Source organism: Nitrosospira sp. CT, from assembly GCF_059489795.1.
The window spans coordinates 89,119-105,039 of sequence record NZ_JCAHZJ010000057.1 but is presented as its reverse complement, the minus strand read 5'-3'; the positions used below and the strand labels follow the sequence as shown (position 1 = coordinate 105,039).

19 protein-coding genes are annotated in these 15,921 nt (G+C 52.8%); 10 read left to right on the top strand and 9 right to left on the bottom strand.

Annotated features, from left to right (window positions below; genetic code table 11):
• Position 1: 1 nt before the first annotated feature.
• The 4 genes from fliO (at position 2) to fliR (ending at position 2,466) form a co-directional block, all read left to right on the top strand.
• Complete coding sequence (fliO, locus tag AC52W5_RS09650; RefSeq protein ID WP_133669241.1) at positions 2 to 481, top strand: flagellar biosynthetic protein FliO; 480 nt, start codon at positions 2 to 4, stop codon at positions 479 to 481.
• Positions 471 to 1,259, top strand: coding sequence for a flagellar type III secretion system pore protein FliP (gene fliP / locus AC52W5_RS09645; RefSeq protein ID WP_495670842.1), 789 nt, complete (start codon positions 471 to 473; stop codon positions 1,257 to 1,259). The genes fliO and fliP overlap by 11 nt, the downstream gene beginning before the upstream one ends.
• A gap of 45 nt (positions 1,260 to 1,304) precedes the next feature.
• On the top strand, positions 1,305 to 1,574 hold the full coding sequence (gene fliQ, locus AC52W5_RS09640; RefSeq protein WP_074975681.1) for a flagellar biosynthesis protein FliQ: 270 nt from the start codon (positions 1,305 to 1,307) through the stop codon (positions 1,572 to 1,574).
• Between the two features lie 109 nt (positions 1,575 to 1,683).
• Complete coding sequence (fliR, locus tag AC52W5_RS09635) at positions 1,684 to 2,466, top strand: flagellar biosynthetic protein FliR (protein WP_495670841.1); 783 nt, start codon at positions 1,684 to 1,686, stop codon at positions 2,464 to 2,466.
• Positions 2,467 to 2,468: 2 nt separating this feature from the next.
• Here fliR and AC52W5_RS09630 read toward each other — a convergent pair whose 3' ends face one another.
• The gene (locus AC52W5_RS09630) at positions 2,469 to 2,882 is read right to left on the bottom strand and encodes a hypothetical protein (protein WP_495670840.1); all 414 of its coding nucleotides are present in this window, start codon (positions 2,880 to 2,882) and stop codon (positions 2,469 to 2,471) included.
• A gap of 628 nt (positions 2,883 to 3,510) precedes the next feature.
• Here AC52W5_RS09630 and AC52W5_RS09625 point away from each other — a divergent pair.
• Complete coding sequence (locus tag AC52W5_RS09625; protein ID WP_495670839.1) at positions 3,511 to 4,062, top strand: hypothetical protein; 552 nt, start codon at positions 3,511 to 3,513, stop codon at positions 4,060 to 4,062.
• Positions 4,063 to 4,347: 285 nt separating this feature from the next.
• Entirely contained in the window at positions 4,348 to 5,436 is a 1,089-nt protein-coding gene (locus AC52W5_RS09620; protein WP_495670838.1) for a hypothetical protein, read from the top strand.
• Positions 5,437 to 5,586: 150 nt separating this feature from the next.
• Here the strand turns inward: AC52W5_RS09620 and AC52W5_RS09615 are convergent, their stop codons facing one another.
• Positions 5,587 to 6,780: a pyridoxal phosphate-dependent aminotransferase gene (locus AC52W5_RS09615; protein WP_495670837.1), complete on the bottom strand. Its 1,194-nt coding sequence runs from the start codon at positions 6,778 to 6,780 to the stop codon at positions 5,587 to 5,589.
• Positions 6,781 to 7,123: 343 nt separating this feature from the next.
• Between AC52W5_RS09615 and uvrB the strand changes: the two genes are divergently transcribed.
• Complete coding sequence (gene uvrB, locus AC52W5_RS09610; protein ID WP_495670836.1) at positions 7,124 to 9,211, top strand: excinuclease ABC subunit UvrB; 2,088 nt, start codon at positions 7,124 to 7,126, stop codon at positions 9,209 to 9,211.
• A 41-nt stretch (positions 9,212 to 9,252) separates the two neighbouring features.
• Here the strand turns inward: uvrB and AC52W5_RS09605 are convergent, their stop codons facing one another.
• Together AC52W5_RS09605 and AC52W5_RS09600 are read right to left on the bottom strand one after the other, a co-directional pair.
• On the bottom strand, positions 9,253 to 9,609 hold the full coding sequence (locus AC52W5_RS09605; protein WP_256210505.1) for a cupredoxin domain-containing protein: 357 nt from the start codon (positions 9,607 to 9,609) through the stop codon (positions 9,253 to 9,255).
• A gap of 118 nt (positions 9,610 to 9,727) precedes the next feature.
• On the bottom strand, positions 9,728 to 10,231 hold the full coding sequence (locus AC52W5_RS09600) for a hypothetical protein (RefSeq protein ID WP_074975258.1): 504 nt from the start codon (positions 10,229 to 10,231) through the stop codon (positions 9,728 to 9,730).
• Positions 10,232 to 10,639: 408 nt separating this feature from the next.
• Here AC52W5_RS09600 and AC52W5_RS09595 point away from each other — a divergent pair, with 408 nt between their 5' ends.
• A complete protein-coding gene (locus AC52W5_RS09595; RefSeq protein ID WP_495670835.1) occupies positions 10,640 to 10,954 on the top strand; it encodes a hypothetical protein in 315 nt (104 codons plus the stop codon).
• Between the two features lie 351 nt (positions 10,955 to 11,305).
• Here AC52W5_RS09595 and AC52W5_RS09590 read toward each other — a convergent pair whose 3' ends face one another.
• Both AC52W5_RS09590 and ada read right to left on the bottom strand, forming a co-directional pair.
• Positions 11,306 to 11,728 (bottom strand): lytic transglycosylase domain-containing protein, encoded by a 423-nt coding sequence (locus AC52W5_RS09590; protein WP_495670834.1) that lies wholly within the window; start codon positions 11,726 to 11,728, stop codon positions 11,306 to 11,308.
• Positions 11,729 to 11,902: 174 nt separating this feature from the next.
• The gene (gene ada / locus AC52W5_RS09585; protein WP_495670833.1) at positions 11,903 to 12,982 is read right to left on the bottom strand and encodes a bifunctional DNA-binding transcriptional regulator/O6-methylguanine-DNA methyltransferase Ada; all 1,080 of its coding nucleotides are present in this window, start codon (positions 12,980 to 12,982) and stop codon (positions 11,903 to 11,905) included.
• 281 nt (positions 12,983 to 13,263) lie between these two features.
• On the opposite strand from ada, the gene AC52W5_RS09580 reads away from it, so the two are divergent.
• A complete protein-coding gene (locus AC52W5_RS09580) occupies positions 13,264 to 13,632 on the top strand; it encodes a DUF3579 domain-containing protein (protein WP_495670832.1) in 369 nt (122 codons plus the stop codon).
• 136 nt (positions 13,633 to 13,768) lie between these two features.
• Here the strand turns inward: AC52W5_RS09580 and AC52W5_RS09575 are convergent, their stop codons facing one another.
• The gene (locus AC52W5_RS09575; RefSeq protein ID WP_074975254.1) at positions 13,769 to 13,972 is read right to left on the bottom strand and encodes a hypothetical protein; all 204 of its coding nucleotides are present in this window, start codon (positions 13,970 to 13,972) and stop codon (positions 13,769 to 13,771) included.
• Between the two features lie 264 nt (positions 13,973 to 14,236).
• Here AC52W5_RS09575 and AC52W5_RS09570 point away from each other — a divergent pair, with 264 nt between their 5' ends.
• Positions 14,237 to 14,962, top strand: a complete 726-nt coding sequence (locus tag AC52W5_RS09570) for a glycosyltransferase (protein ID WP_074975253.1) — start codon at positions 14,237 to 14,239, stop codon at positions 14,960 to 14,962.
• Between the two features lie 98 nt (positions 14,963 to 15,060).
• Here AC52W5_RS09570 and AC52W5_RS09565 read toward each other — a convergent pair whose 3' ends face one another.
• Positions 15,061 to 15,618, bottom strand: a complete 558-nt coding sequence (locus AC52W5_RS09565) for a recombinase family protein (RefSeq protein ID WP_074975252.1) — start codon at positions 15,616 to 15,618, stop codon at positions 15,061 to 15,063.
• Complete coding sequence (locus tag AC52W5_RS09560) at positions 15,612 to 15,869, bottom strand: hypothetical protein (protein ID WP_081363601.1); 258 nt, start codon at positions 15,867 to 15,869, stop codon at positions 15,612 to 15,614. The genes AC52W5_RS09565 and AC52W5_RS09560 overlap by 7 nt, the downstream gene beginning before the upstream one ends.
• Positions 15,870 to 15,921: the final 52 nt, after the last annotated feature.

Here is a 15,921-nt window from a genome sequence, read left to right as displayed (position 1 = left end):
CGTGAAAAGAAAATATCAGAACCCGTTTTTGCCTCGGGCGGTGTTCCGCAGTCTCCTTTCAGCAGCAGCGCTCTGGCATTTCGCTTCACCGATCATGGCGGCTGGGGCGAGCGACAGCACAGTTACTTCCAGCGGCAGCCCCTTGCAGGTCATGCTCGGTCTGGGAGTGGTGCTCGCTGTGATTGCAGGTTGCGCATGGCTGCTCAAGCGTATGGGGGGGGCATACAGTGGACATGCAGGAGTGGTCAGGATAATCGGGGGATCAGCGGTGGGACAGCGCGAGCGCGTCGTTGTGGTCGAAGTGGCCGAAACCTGGCTTGTCATTGGCGTCGCACCCGGGCATGTAACCGTATTGCATAGCATGCCCAAAGGCGACATTGGCGCAAGTATGCTCCATTTCTCCGGGACGCCAGGACATGTCGAAAAAGATTCGAATTTTTCAGGGTGGCTGAAACGGTTGGCAGAAAAACATGGTGGATAGGGTGTCAGGTAAAAAATTTCGATCCAACATACGTATTGCCTACGGAGCAGTGCTCGCAGCCTTGTTGCTGACTACTTCCGTGGTTGCGCTGGCACAGGCAAAGGGAGGGTTTCCTGCCTTTAGCAGCATGCCTGCACCCCGGGGTGGACAAACTTATTCATTGAGCCTGCAAACACTGCTGCTGCTGACATCGCTGACATTTCTGCCAGCAGTGCTCCTGATGATGACAGGTTTTACCCGCGTCATCATTGTCCTTTCGCTGCTGCGGCAGGCCCTTGGCACCCAATCCTCCCCGCCCAACCAGGTGCTCGTCGGATTGGCGCTGTTCCTGACCTTTTTCGTCATGAGTCCGGTATTCGACAAGATTTATCAGGACGCATACCAACCTTATGTGGAAAACAGGATGACGATGGAGCAGGCATTGGAGAAGGGCACCGTGCCGCTCAAAGCTTTCATGCTGAAACAAACCCGGGAGGCCGATCTTGCGCTATTCGTCAAACTCTCGGGCAGGCCCCAGCTGAACGGACCGGAAGAAGTATCCCTTCGGGTGCTCGTTCCGGCCTTCGTTACCAGCGAGTTGAAAACCGCATTTCAAATTGGCTTCGCAGTATTCATTCCTTTTCTGATTATTGACATGGTCGTGGCATCGGTGCTCATGTCGATGGGGATGATGATGGTATCGCCGGCTCTCGTCGCGCTGCCTTTCAAGATCATGCTCTTCGTGCTGGTCGATGGATGGCATATGCTGATCGGTTCGCTGGCAGAGAGTTTTTATTGAGGATGCAACATGTTTATCCACCGGATGAAATGATGGAAAAGAACCATGACACCTGAAAGCGTAATGACACTCGGCCAGAAGGCAATGGAAGTTACCTTGATGGTTTCCGCTCCCTTGTTACTGGCCGCGCTGGTCACCGGATTGCTGGTCAGCATCTTTCAGGCTGCCACCCAGATCAATGAGATGACTCTGTCTTTCATTCCCAAACTCGTGGTCCTGTTTGCCATGCTGGTGCTTGCAGGGCCGTGGATGCTTTCGGTGCTGCTCGATTATATGAGGCAGGTACTGGAAGGAATTCCCGGAGTGATCGGATAGTTGTCAGGACTACCCGGAAAAAGACAGGCGAGAGGGCATCTTGCCTGTAACATCCGCCCTCCAGTGCTCGCTGGACCGGAGAGATAAAGCAGAATTTCATTATTGTTAAATGATCACGCTCAGCTCGGCCGATCTCAATGCGTGGCTCATTTCCTTTTTCTGGCCTGCCGCCCGTATTCTGGCGCTCCTCTCGGTAGCGCCGGTATTGGGAAATCTTGCAGTTCCTGTCAGGGTGAAGGTGGGATTGGGTATCTTCGTTGCGCTGGTCGTGGCGTCCAGCCTCGAACCCATGCCAGAGATCGAGCTGGTTTCCGCTCCCGGCCTGCTGGTCCTCGGTCAGCAGATCATGATCGGGCTGGCAATGGGCTTTGCCATGCGCATCATCTTCAGTGCGATTGAATTGGCGGGAGAAATTGCAGGCTTGCAGATGGGCCTGGGGTTTGCTACGTTCTTTACGCCTCACAGCGATGGCAGCAGTCTTGTTCTAGGGCGTTTCCTGGGTCTGCTGGGAACGCTCGCATTTTTATCATTCAACGGCCATCTGTTGATGCTGTCTGCGCTGATCGACAGCTTCAACGCCTTCCCGATCTCCACCGAACCCTTTTCAAATATGGGATGGAAAAGCTTGGCGGAGTGGGGGAGTATTATTTTTAGCGTCGGCCTGCAACTTGCGTTGCCGGTGGTCTCGGCATTGTTGATTGTCAACCTCGCGCTGGGCATTCTGACACGCGCGTCGCCCCAACTGAACATCTTCGCGGTAGGTTTTCCGATTACCCTGATGGTTGGAATGTCAGCGCTCATGCTGTCGCTTCCGCACTTTACCCCAGTGATCGAGCGATTGATTACTGAAGGACTGCAAACCATGCTCGAGGTGGCGCAAAACGCCCGTTGAGCTCAGCGGCTTACCTTACGACGAACGAAGGCAAGGCTGGCAAGACCTATACCAAGCAGGGCTAGGGAATCTGATTCCGGAAGCTCGTTGATTGCAACAATAGCGTTTCCATTGGCAGGATCTGCAAGATCGAGAAGTTCGAGACTTGATTCCGTTCCTTTCTTGCTTTTTATGGGAAAGGGTATATCTCCTATGACCTGGATAAGGCCCCAGCCGCTTGAAAAGTCTGAGGAGATAACTTCTGTCCCGTATAGCCTTCCTAGATTCTCACCTCCATCTGCATTCCGGAAGCGTCCTGTTCCGCCTGTTATATCGAAGAAGGAGCTCTTTAACGTAAATATGGATGGGCTGGAAGGAACGAACTGCCCCCAGTAATCGGCAAAAATTTGGTCTCCACCGAAAAAGGTAAATGTCATTTTTCCTTGAAAGGAAAAATAACTGAAATCTGCTGCGGGCGTGATGCAGTCCTTGGCGGCGAGGGAAACCGCGCCAAAAGACGAAATTCCGCTGCCGATGATCGTGCCTCCCGGTAAAATCGGGCCTCCCGGGAAGGGGGCGCATCCAGGCTCCGGCTGAATATGTTCCTGTATGGCTGCGCTTACCGTGAAAAGTGCTGCCTCGATGCCAGAAATGGGCGCGAGGGTCGCCATACCGGCGGTGATTGAAGCTATAGAGCGCTTTATCAGCGTTATGCGAGCTACTTTCAATTTAAGCTCCTTTTAATAATCATTAGCGCATCAATTATTGAAATCTCACGTCAAAGAGAGGGTAAAAAAATTCACTCGATCTCCAATCTATAATGCGCGACTTTCCGCGTCAACCTTCTGATTGGAAATAGTCACTCTAACGCCGAATTCCAGACTATTAGTTACTTAGGCTGATTACAACGGAGTAAAGCGATCTCCGAACAAATCCAGTAAACTGCCATGCGGGGAGTGACCCGGGAACGATGGTATGGCAGACCGATCTCCGCTCCTGACCTCTCTTCACACTCGCGCTTGGCGAGATAATTCATTTATTACTATTCGATATAGGGGTATTTTCATGTTGATTAAAAACAATTATATATTCTCCGCTGCAATATCGGTCCTGATTGCAGTCGCCGGGTCGGCGGAAGCCGCCTCATGCCCGGCAGGTACAGCCGCTACCGCAGTCAAGGGTAAAATATTCAATAATGCTGTCAACCTCGGCGCCACTTCGGGCACTCTGGGGACCGTCCAGCTCGAAGTTGGTAATGGGCCCAAAGTTAAATGCGGTATCATCGGCACTGGTGGCGTGGGAGCCGATCGCTCGATCAACTTCACGCACACCTTTGTGTGTGATGACAGCCTTCTGACCAGCCGGGGGGAAACTGTCCATTCCCAGCTTACCTTGAATACCACTGGTACAAGTGCATTCCAGGCGTGCGATCCCAGTAATTCCCTAGGAGGAGGCTCTTATGGGACATTCCAGGAAACGTCCGTCCCCGTACCCGGAACCGGGCGAGGGATGTTTCAGGGGGTCACTGTGGGTAGAATCGCAGTTGACGGTACCATGAATTGCCAATTTGCAATTGACATGAAATTCCAGGGTGAGATTTGTATGCCCAGTCAGTAATTTTGAGGATCGGGGTCGCGCTGGGATCGCCGTCTTTAGACGAGACATTGGGGGGCGCGACCACCATGCACGCAAGGCAGACAAAGACTTGCCGTATTCGATAGTTGGTACGATCCGCCTCCTGTGATTCATACTTTATATAGGCCTCAATATGATTAGCAGTGTGTTGAAGTTTTGGCAGTGGCTGCTAAAGTGAAAGTGGATATAGGGAAAATTGCAGGAATGTGCTAATACCTTTGCCAATCCGTCAATTTTTCGTTTGAGTATAATCAACGGGAGTCAGGAATGACTATACTTGATCATGCCACTTTTATTAATCGCCTGAAGGGAAAATCGATCAACACCAGTGCGTTGAGGCAGTCTTACCCCGATTTGAACTTGAGAGGATTGCCGGCCGACGGGACGATGGAAGGCAGCCTTCCAAACCTCGAGAGGCTCTGGGAAATTATCGATAACTATGATCACGATGGGAACGTCAATACCATTTCCGATCCTCCCGCCGTGGCGATTGCCGAGTGGTTGTTTGCCGGAACAGGAGGCACTGAGCCTGGGACGGGTGAGCCGATAAACTGGAAAATGCTTGCGGAACTGGGTGACAGGAGTATCACGAACAATAGCAACGCGCATAAAACGGCGATCGAGCGCACGGGCATCGGCTTGTATTATGGCGACCATTCCCAATTCCATGACGACATTCTAAGGGGAAACCAGGCCGCGCTACGGACACAGATTGACGCCATGAGCATGGGCAACTGGCGAATGGGATCGATTGAACCCGGATATATCACGATAGAAAAAACTTCAGGGGAAGCAACGCGTCTACGTGAAAGTTCGTGTATCGGATGGGTGATGGAGAATGTTCAGGCCGCCTATGAGGGGGCTAACCAGGGAACGCGTTTTGCAGAAATAAACGCCCGGGTAAAGGAGGCGGACTTGCGCGGTACTGTCCTTTGTGAAGAACTGCAAGATGATGGGTGGACCGCCGTATTTTATAGCCCGCGAACAGCCGAAGACCTTTCTGCTGCGGATGAGCGCGAGAAACTCGGCGCGCTGAATATGGCAAAGGCGGGTGCGCGCATCTGGAAATCCCCTGTTTCCGGATCTACCGGTGTTCGCTGCGATGCAGTCGTTTCCGGTTATCGGGGAGTAACGCCGGACAGTAAAACCGAAACGTTACTGGAAAAACTGGAGAAGTCGCCATTCTTCGTAGGAGTGGCGAATGGCGGTCTGCATACCTTCGTAGGGCATAACGGGAGCGTGTGCGATTTCCACTGGAAGGCGCAGCCGGATGACAGGGACGCGATGACCGAGAACCCTGTTCGCCAGTGGGCGTGGGATACAGGGCTTTACATGATTCCACCCGGTTATTGGTAAGAAAACTCCAGGCGAAGAAGGTGAAGGCGACGCTCAAGATATTAGGTCGGAGCGAAACGGAACCCGACCTACCGATTCACTTTCCCGATTCAGCGAGAAATCGTTTAAATGGAAAGTTTTTGTCGCGCTTATCAGCTACAAGGCGTTTTTTCAGCCCAATAGCCTTGCCATGCGGCCCAGTGCGCTCTCCAGGTTGGACATTGCAGTTGCAAAGGAGAGCCTGATATAACCTTCGCTCCCAAACGCGGAGCCTGGCACTACCGCGACCCCCCCCTGTTCCAGCAGATATTCGCTAAATGCGATATCGCTGCGATCCTTGATCATCTCGTTACCGTGCAAACGTGCGATTGCTTCCCGTGCATCGGCAAACGCGTAGAACGCTCCCTCGGACAGCAGGCAATGGATGCCGGCGATACCATTGAGGGCATCAGTCACGAAACGATTCCTCTGGCGGAACGCTTCCACCATCGGTGTGATACAGGATTGATCGCCATTCAGCGCTGTTTCAGCCGCGACTTGGGAAATAGAGGCAGGGTTTGAAGTGCTCTGCGACTGGACATTCTCCATTGCGGTGATGATGTGGGCGGGACCTGCGCAATAACCAATCCGCCAGCCCGTCATGGCATACGCCTTCGAAACTCCGTTGAGCACCACCGTGCGGGGATACAGGGCCGGACATGCATTCAGAATATTGACGAACTTGCCATCCGATAGCAGGATGTGCTCGTACATGTCATCCGTGGCAATCAGGATATGGGGATGCCTGAGTAAAACTTCTCCCAATGCCTTGAGTTCGTCCAAAGTATAAACCCCCCCGGAGGGATTGCTGGGGCTGTTGATAACGAACATTCTGGTTTTCGGTGTAATGGCTTGCTCGAGCTGATCTGCTGTAATTTTGAAACCCTGCTCGATACCCGCCTCGACAATGACTGGCTTGCCTTCGGCGAGCAGGACGATGTCAGGATAAGAGACCCAGTAGGGCGCCGGTATGATGACCTCATCCCCTGGATTGATGACAGACAGTGTTAGATTGAAAAAGCTTTGCTTGCCTCCGCACGAAACCAGGATTTGCCCCGCAGTATAGTCGAAGCCATTTTCGCGCTTGAACTTGGCGATGATTGCATTCTTGAGGCCAGGTGTTCCACCGACAGCCGTATATTTCGTAAAACCGCGCTGAATCGCGGCAACTGCGGCATCCTTGATGTGCTGTGGGGTATCGAAATCGGGTTCGCCGGCGCCCAACCCGATAATATCCTTGCCTTCCGCTTTCAGGCGTGCGGCTCGGGCAGTGACAGCCAGAGTAGGGGAGGGCTTGATGGCCTGAACGCGCTTTGAGAGTTCCACAATAATATCCTTACTAATGTCCTTATGCTAATGGCACTTGTGCTGCGTGATAAAATCAGCCATCAAGTCGCGAATGATGCTACATGCGCTGGTTGGAGGAGATGGAAAAACGCCCACCTTTTGATGAGGCGGAGATTTGAAACATGATGAAGTGGGGCAGGGTAACCGGTTCTCTCCTGTAATTCCCGGAAAGCTCCATCTGACCGCCTGCACCGCGCATACTTGCGAAAAATACGCAATCCGCTTCTCCAGTTTGACGAGGAGTCAGGCGAAGCAGAAACAATGCTGCAAGTCATGGAATTAACTGAAAAACAGTAGACTATGATGAATTTGGATTATACCCGTGATTATTACCTTTCCCAATAGCCCTTATAAGCTCAACCAGCTATTTCAGCCCGCAGGCGATCAGTCGGCGGCGATCGAAAAACTGGTGGAGGGAATAGAGGACGGGCTAGCATTCCAGACACTGCTGGGGGTGACGGGCTCCGGCAAGACCTTTACGATGGCCAATGTCATTGCGCGGCTGGGACGTCCCGCCATTATCATGGCGCCAAACAAGACTCTGGCAGCTCAGTTGTATGCGGAAATGCGGGAATTTTTCCCGGAAAATGCCGTCGAGTACTTTGTATCGTATTACGACTATTATCAGCCGGAAGCATATGTCCCCTCGCGGGACCTTTTTATCGAGAAAGATTCCGCCATCAATGAGCATATCGAGCAGATGCGCCTGTCTGCTACCAAGGCGCTGCTTGAGCGGGACGACGCCATCATCGTCGCCACGGTGTCGTGCATCTATGGGATAGGCGATCCTGTGGATTATCACGGCATGATCCTCCATCTGCGGGAGCATGAAAAGATCACGCAAAGGCAGGCAATACAGCGTCTGACAGAAATGCAGTACGAGCGTAACGAATTCGAGTTCAGCCGGGGAACCTTCCGGGTGAGGGGAGATGTGCTCGACATCTTTCCCGCGGAAAGCTCGGAAACCGCCGTGCGTGTTTCCCTGTTTGATGACGAGGTGGAAAGCATGACATTGTTCGATCCTCTTACCGGTCGCACTTCGAGAAAGGTATCGCGCTATACCGTTTATCCTTCCAGCCATTACGTGACGCCAAGGAGCACCACCTTGCGCGCCATCGAGACAATCAAGACGGAGTTGAGGGAGCGCATGGATTTTTTCCAGCAGCACAACAAGCTGGTGGAGCTGCAGCGCATCGAACAGCGCACCCGTTTCGATCTGGAAATGCTCAACGAACTGGGTTTCTGCAAAGGCATCGAGAACTATTCGCGCCATCTGTCAGGAAAAAAATCGGGGGAGCCGCCGCCTACTTTGATGGATTACCTGCCGCCCCGAACGCTGATGGTAATCGATGAGAGCCACGTGACGGTTCCGCAAGTCGGAGGAATGTACAAGGGTGATCGAGCTCGCAAGGAAAATCTTGTCGATTACGGATTTCGCCTGCCTTCAGCGCTGGATAACCGTCCCCTCCGGTTCGATGAATTCAGCAAAATCATGCCGCAAACGGTGTTTGTATCCGCGACGCCGGCGGAATTCGAAAAGGTACACAGCGGACAGGTTGTCGAGCAGGTGGTGCGACCCACAGGTCTCGTAGACCCGCAGATCGAAGTTAGACCGGCCAGCACCCAGGTGGACGATCTGATGTCGGAAGTAAGGCTACGCACAGCTAAGGACGAGCGGGTGCTGGTAACGACACTTACCAAACGCATGGCCGAGGACCTGACCGACTATTTTGCCGATCACGGCATCAGAGTACGGTATCTGCATTCGGATATCGATACGGTGGAAAGGGTGGAAATTGTGCGTGACCTGAGACTGGGGAAGTTCGATGTACTGGTCGGCATCAATCTGTTGCGTGAAGGTCTGGATATGCCGGAGGTATCACTGGTAGCCATACTCGACGCGGACAAGGAGGGCTTTCTTCGTTCAGAGCGATCATTGATACAGACTATCGGTCGCGCGGCGCGTCACATCAATGGCACCGCACTTCTTTATGCGGACAGGATCACTGACTCCATGCGGCTTGCAATGGATGAGACCGAGCGACGGCGCAACAAGCAGGTCCTGTTCAATCAGGCGCATGGTATTACGCCGCGAAGCGTGCATAAGCGCGTCAAGGATTTGATTGACGGTGTTTACAGCATGGAAACAGCCCAGCAGCAGCTTAAGGCAGCGCAAACGCAGGCGCGGTATGAAGCCATGAGCGAAACGCAGCTGGCAAAAGAAATCAAATCACTGGAAAAACAGATGCACGAGGCAGCAAAAAATCTCGAATTCGAGAAGGCGGCGGAATATAGAGATGAATTAAAAAGATTAAAAAACAAGCTCTTTGTAGGATTTGTGGAACCCGAGGATGAGAAAGGGACGGGCGCGGCGAAATCCCGGGGGAAGCTGCGAAGAGCGGTGAGATAGGCAGATTGAATGCCAGGAAGCGTCAACACGCTTTTTCTGCGCTAATTGATCACCGTGGCCGAGTTCGCGAAAATAATTTCCTTGAAGGTGCGATTGTGGGTCTTGCTGTTGAAGTTTTTCATGACAAGACTTTGATCAAAACGTACTCGGTCACCCACTTTAACCCGCATCGTTGGCGCCGCGATCCAGAAACGTTTCTCGGTATTCGCCAACTCCATATAGGTATAGCCTGGAGCATCCAGCGTGGAGAGAACCTTGCCTTCATTGGCTGGCATTCCTGTCGCTGAGCCGGCTGCCGAGGCGCCCGCACTGGCGCCGGCATTTTCCGCAAGGGCGGACAGGGGACTGAAAAATAGGATGCCAATAAAAAAAGCTGTCGCAAGATATGCTGTCTTCAAAACGACTCTCCTCAGTAAATAATAGCCGCGCAATAATACACCTCAATCTCCCCGGTTCCAACGGAAAATTTTCCGGGAAAAAGCGGATGCAGACTTTTTGGGTTTTCAGGAACGGGCTTCAGCGCGTCCCCGTCCAGGGATCTGTCGGCGCATCATCGCGATGTTGGCTGCCCGTTGCGGGAGCATTCCGGGGATCGAAAAGAAAAAGGGAAGGTGTCGAGCCATCCAGCACTGTGGGAGTACCGGGAACAGGCCGCTGCATCACCGTAATTCCGGGCGCTACAGTATTTGAGGATAATGATCCTGCCACGGATTGATCCTGCTGTTGCAGCACATTGCCGGCGCTCATTCCCTCATGATCGTATTTGCGAGCACAGATAGCAGCGCCTTCTACTATGCTGCGCCCCGCTTTCTGCTCCGAAGCCTCGCAGGAAAGTTTTTGATATTCCGGCATGTATTCCGAGGCTTCCTTGTAGCGGCCGGCTTTCATCAATTCTCTTACATGAAGTTGTGCATCACGGAATTTACTCTGAGGGTCGGATTGTTGAAATGTCAGGGGCACATCCTCCGCGAAAGCACTTGTAATCCACACCATGGAGATAGCCACAACGATGAGTCGCATATCAGCTCCTTTCAGTGAATGGAATTTTTGAGGGATTATAGAATGATGATTTCAGAAAAAAAACCCGCCGCAATTTAGGTATTTACTTTTCCATTTATCACGCCACAGCGCTTCTTTCTTTTACAAGCTTCTTCTACAGGCGTGCACAGCACAGGTGTGCCACAAGCATCTGAGCGGAGCATGAGATCAGGGATATCAGGAAGGATTGGAAAGTGAAGGATACAAAAAAGAGACCCGGCAAGGAGTATTCGGCCTTTACCGGGTCAGTGGCATCCACTACAAGAGGGAGAAAAAAGCGGATGCCTGAGGATCATTTTCCCTTAGTCTGACTATGGTTTCTGTGCGCAGGCGCACATAAAATTGAATTTTCTTGCTCTGGCATTCGCTCACAAGGAGAAAGCATGAAAAATGTTCTGGCAGCCAGTATCGCTTGGTAACGCTGCCCGTCCTGGTCCAGGCAGCGGATATAACGGAAGCACCTCGACCACCAATGCCAATTATGTCGAACCCTCCGCCCGAATGACAATCAAGCCCGGAATGAAAATTGATCATCTGTTTGTCCGCAATCTGAAGCATCCTTACATTCTTCAGCACCTTACTGATCGGGGCTATTATGTTGGTGAAACTTGTGTGCTTCTCTTTGATGCGCTTGAAGGCCGTGGTGAACAGCTGCTTGCTGCCATTCGGGAGGTGACGCCATTGCCAGTCACACCCATCGTCTAATGTATGGGGCCATGTTTTGATGCTTCGATGCCGCAGGATATTGAACTTGCAATAAGGCTCGTACTATTGATTGAGTACTGCTGACAGTGTCACGGCGGAAAACGATGGCATCGCGATTATTTCTATCATCTCTATTTTCTTGATTTGCGTATAATGTATATTATGTTAAATTTAATCATAAGAAACATTAAAGGGCAGGCGTGGCCTCCGCTCATGGCTATCATGGTAGTTTGGAAGCTGAATCTGCGTTGACGGACACAACTGGCTCGCGGGCTTATCGACAGCGCGAGCATGCGCCGCATTGGGCCAACAACCACAGTCCCCCGCCATGATATTTTCCCCTCTTATCTATCAAGCCATCCCCAAATCACTCAAAATCTGCGCGGAATACAGCCGGGTTTCCAACGGCTCTATTTTCTCCCCGCGTAACCACTTGGCCAGGTTCCCTTCACCCCAGTTATAGGCTTTAAGCGCGAGTTCCCACGTACCAAACTTCTTATACAGCCTGGCCAGAAACTGCCCGGCATAATCGATGGCTTGGGCCGGGTTAAGCGGGTCTACGCCAGGATGCCAGCGCGTCACGATTTGCATTATTCCCATTGCCCCGGCGCTGGATACTGTGCGCCCGAAAACAATGTCATCCCGAAAACGTGACTCCTGCCACGCCAGACGCGCCAGCATACCGGACGGTATTCCGTAACGCTTTTCCGCTGCTTCAAGCAGTGGTTTATACCTGGCGCCGCGCCCGTTCAAATCATCGACCCAATTCTCCATACACACCCCGAAATCAGATCAAGACATGCGTCAGGCACATAATTTTATCAGGCTGCGTCATGAACTTCGAATAAGAGCGGCCAGTGCATTGCACTCCACCGGCATAAGGAGAGTTTCGATGACTGCAGACTCCTGTGCCTCCAGGTCGTTCTCTATCCGTTCCCAACCTGGTGTTCATGCCTGCACCTCCTCGCCCGCTTCCTTTTCCAGAAGAGAATGCTTGCGCTCCACCCCCCAGCGGTAATCTGCCAAGGCGCCGTCGTTGCGCACTACCCGATGGCACGGGATGGCCACCGCGAGCCGATTGGCCGCGCAGGCCTGCGCCACTGCCCGCACTGCACGGGGCGAGCCGATGCGTCTTGCAATATCTGTATAGCTGACCGTCTGCCCCACGGGAATTTCGCACAGGGCTTGCCACACACGCTGCTGAAACGAAGTGCCGCGCACATCAAGCGGCAGATCCAGGCCGATACCCGGCGCCTCGATAAAGCCGACAACCTGCGCCACCAATTGTTCATAATCCGCATCGCCGCCGATCAGGTCGGCACGAGGAAAACTGTCCTGCAGATCGCGCACCAGCTTTTCCGCATCCTCCCCCAGGAGAATCGCACAGATGCCACGGTCGCTTTGCGCAACAAGGATTGATCCTAGGGAGCACTCCCCGATGGCAAAGCGAATTTTCGTATCGATGCCGCCAGCGCGATAGCGAGTGGGTGTCATGCCCAGAATCTTGTTCGACTTTTCATAGAAACGGCTATTGGAACTGTATCCCGCATCAAAAATGGCACCCGTCACTGACCCGCCACGTCCCAGTTCATCGCGCACCTTTCTCTCACGTTGCACAACGGCATATTGTCTCGGCGTCAATCCGGTCACCTGTTTGAACACGCGATGGAAGTGATAAGTGCTCATGCCCGCTTGCCTGGCAAGGACGTCGAGGATCGGGATATTCTCCGTTCCCTCAATGATGCGGCAGGCCTGGGTGACCTTGGCCGTATATTGCTCGGCCAACGTAGGCCGGTCCGGCTGGCAGCGCTTGCAGGGCCTTAAACCGGCCTGCTCGGCTTCTTCGCGCGTCCTGTAAAAACTGACATTCTCCGGCCGTGCTGGACGAGCTACGCAGGAAGGACGGCAGTAAACCCCAGTGGTCCGCACGCCGTAATAAAAATTGCCGTCCGCTTCAGTGCTGCGCGCCTTGACAGTGGCCCAACGCGGGTCATTGAGCGTTGCATCGGCAAGCTGTGCTTTTTTCATTGATGTATTCGGACTCATGATCGCATTCGCTTATATGCTGATAACGACCGCCAATTTACCAATGCCGCAAGCCCACCGCACTCCGGATCTTGCTTTCGAATTCGATGATTAATTACCCTGCTTTACCCATATAAAAGTTGAACAAGCAGTCGTGTTACCTGTCTCAAGGTTGTATGTAGGTGGTATGTAGAATATCTGAGTCATCCCATTCTGCACAATGACCCTGATGAAACATCAGAGCAGTTTGCCGACATGAAGTACGGGGGGGTTATGATCCTCCCGTGGGGCGCAAGAGCCGCCCCGCAATCCTTGCCAGGCCGATCGAACCCATCAAAGAACTGCTAATCAAGGGCATCCGGCACGATGGATCGACCTTTCGCCCAAGCGACTGGGCCGAACGATTATGTGGCGTCGCGGCGCTACTGGATTCAGATGCGATAGTGCCAATCCGTGCGCATCAAGCAGCTCGCCCTGGTTTCTACTGTTCTTCCCACGTACGGCCTGCCATCATTAGCGGTGTCATTTGCGTGATCGTCGACCTGCGTCTGCGCGACCTGGAGAAGCGAGTCTGGGATTTCGTCACAGGCTTCGCGCACGATAACAATCTCATCATGCTCGAATATTGTCAATTTGCCGGAGGCTTGGTTTAGGGCGCAATGGAACTTAAAAACCTGGTCAAGGCACATCCGGCACCTGGGCACTCTGCAGGAGACGCGACACGGTAGCAGATGGATGTTGAATAGTTTGCATCGTCCTGGCTCAAAGATTGGCTTTTTAGACGGAAGGTTATTCCTTCTTTATTTCTGTTCCCGTCAGTATCGGCCATTTGGCAAACGCAAGAATCCATAGAAGAATCAGGATGCCCCCAGGGATCAAGGCAATCCAGGATAATGCTGGTTTGAAACCTGCTCTTTCGAAGATTCTCCAAAATGGAACGACGAAAAAGAGTGCGGATACTATCAGCCATTGCAGGATCGCAAATTCACTCATCTTACCTCCCACTATTCAATATGACTCTTGCGGCTTCAACCACAAGAACCCTTTCACTATTTTTCAATTTTACCTGTCCCTATATCTGATGGCAGTTTTTTCAAAAAAGCTTTTAAACTATTTATCGCCTTGTTTCTACTCCCTCCCAGTCCTAAACGTAGCATAAGGTCTTATGTTCCACCTATCGTCGATATCTGGCTTCCCCTGCATATTTTCCGCGATAATCGTGATTTCAGTCACAACAAATAAGATCGAGTCTGTTCAATGCATCTTTCGATAATCATTCCCGCTTTTAACGAAGAGCTTCTGATTGAAGCCTGTCTAAAATCTGTTCATGCATCGCTCGCAGCGAATGCCAAGCCTGGCTTTACCTCGGAAATTATTGTAGTCGACAACAACTCCACGGATAAAACGGCTGAGCTTGCGAGGCAGGCTGGTGCGCAGGTCGTTTTCGAGCCAGTCAATCAGATTGGCCGGGCGCGAAATACCGGAGCTGCCGTGGCAACAGGAGGCTGGCTATTATTTGTGGATGCCGACAGTATTTTGAATCCCGAATTATTTGGCGATATTCTGCGGTTGATAGAAGAAGGCAGAATTGTAGGTTGCGGGAGCGCTATCAAAATGCAGGACCTGCCGTGGTGGGCCAGTGGGGTATTGCGACTTTGGACTGCAACATCCGTCCTCTTTCGCTGGGCGGCCGGCGCACTTGTCGTCAGCCGCGCTGATGCATTCCGTGATGTGGGTGGCTTCGACCAGGAACTTTATGCCGCTGATGAAATAACCCTGAGCGAAAAACTGAAAAAATGGGGACGGACGCGCGGCCTGCAATTCCCGATCCTGACGAAACATCCGCTGGAGTCCTCGCCGCGAAAGGTCCAGCTCTACTCCGCGGGAGAGATTTTTGGGCAGATCGCACGCGTTATGCTGAGTCCCCGCCGGTCTCTGCAAGACAAAAAGCACCTGTCAGTCTGGTACGATGGGCGGCGCTAACCTGTCACGGGCAATAACACCAAAGTGCGCATTCCCCTCCCCTTTGACAAGGTCTTGCGCTGGGTGGGATTAGTTCACGAAACGGAAAAATCGTCACGCTAATCGTGGGTCGAAGCCGGCACCCAGCGATACAGGGTCGGAATAGACACGCCGAGGTTCCTGGCCACGTCCTTGGGGGGGACACCGCTGGCCAGCAGCTTCCTGGCCGACTCGATCTTACTGTCCGTCATCTTGGGCTTGCGCCCACCCTTGCGGCCGAGCTGCCGGGCGATCTCCAACCCGGCGCGGGTGCGCTCGACAGTCAGTTCGCGTTCCATCTCGGCGAGGCTGGCCATGACATGGAAGAAGAACCGGCCGGAGGGGGTTCCGGTATCGATAGCATCGGTGAGGCTCTTGAACTGAGTGCCCTGCTTGCGCAGTTCGCCGACCAGATCGACCAGTTGCTTGACGCTGCGACCCAGTCGATCCAGTTTCCAGACGACCAGTGTGTCGCCTTCGCGCAGCATTTCAAACGCCTTGGTCAAGCCAGGACGATCGGTTCTCTTGCCGCTCACCTTGTCCTCAAAGACTTTTTGACACCCGGCCTTGGTCAAGGCTTCCCGTTGCAACTCAAGGTTCTGATCCTGCGTCGAGACACGCGCATAACCAATCAACATGACTTGTCTCCCGAATGGTCATCGTTGCGCTCTTCGTCTTCGACATCCTGCTGCACGGCAGGCAGTTGCTTGAGCAGCACCGGTAGCACGATCTGCACGGTATCCCATACTACATGGAGGTCGATATCACTGCCGTCCTGGTCGGTGCCATGCAGCACCGAGCCGAAAACACGTGGGTTCGCCGCACAAAAGCGACTTGTCGCTTCGCGTACTGTACTTCGCTTGAGGTCAAGCGCAACGGAGGGTCGCATCGGTATTCTTCCTTATCGAAACTCGTTGAGATGATAGCCAATCAAGAATAGA

Excerpts from the sequence above, each read along its gene's own strand:
- AC52W5_RS09570 (WP_074975253.1), top strand. The coding sequence starts at position 14,237 with ATGCATCTTTCGATAATCATTCCCGCTTTTAACGAAGAGCTTCTGATT.
- AC52W5_RS09600 (WP_074975258.1), bottom strand. The coding sequence starts at position 10,231 with ATGCGACTCATCGTTGTGGCTATCTCCATGGTGTGGATTACAAGTGCT.
- fliR (WP_495670841.1), top strand. The coding sequence starts at position 1,684 with ATGATCACGCTCAGCTCGGCCGATCTCAATGCGTGGCTCATTTCCTTT.
- fliQ (WP_074975681.1), top strand. The coding sequence starts at position 1,305 with ATGACACCTGAAAGCGTAATGACACTCGGCCAGAAGGCAATGGAAGTT.
- AC52W5_RS09575 (WP_074975254.1), bottom strand. The coding sequence starts at position 13,972 with ATGAGTGAATTTGCGATCCTGCAATGGCTGATAGTATCCGCACTCTTT.
- AC52W5_RS09565 (WP_074975252.1), bottom strand. The coding sequence starts at position 15,618 with ATGTTGATTGGTTATGCGCGTGTCTCGACGCAGGATCAGAACCTTGAG.
- AC52W5_RS09560 (WP_081363601.1), bottom strand. The coding sequence starts at position 15,869 with ATGCGACCCTCCGTTGCGCTTGACCTCAAGCGAAGTACAGTACGCGAA.
- AC52W5_RS09620 (WP_495670838.1), top strand. The coding sequence starts at position 4,348 with ATGACTATACTTGATCATGCCACTTTTATTAATCGCCTGAAGGGAAAA.
- AC52W5_RS09590 (WP_495670834.1), bottom strand. The coding sequence starts at position 11,728 with ATGGAGAATTGGGTCGATGATTTGAACGGGCGCGGCGCCAGGTATAAA.
- AC52W5_RS09595 (WP_495670835.1), top strand. The coding sequence starts at position 10,640 with ATGTTCTGGCAGCCAGTATCGCTTGGTAACGCTGCCCGTCCTGGTCCA.
- ada (WP_495670833.1), bottom strand. The coding sequence starts at position 12,982 with ATGAAAAAAGCACAGCTTGCCGATGCAACGCTCAATGACCCGCGTTGG.
- AC52W5_RS09625 (WP_495670839.1), top strand. The coding sequence starts at position 3,511 with ATGTTGATTAAAAACAATTATATATTCTCCGCTGCAATATCGGTCCTG.
- AC52W5_RS09630 (WP_495670840.1), bottom strand. The coding sequence starts at position 2,882 with ATGACATTTACCTTTTTCGGTGGAGACCAAATTTTTGCCGATTACTGG.
- fliP (WP_495670842.1), top strand. The coding sequence starts at position 471 with ATGGTGGATAGGGTGTCAGGTAAAAAATTTCGATCCAACATACGTATT.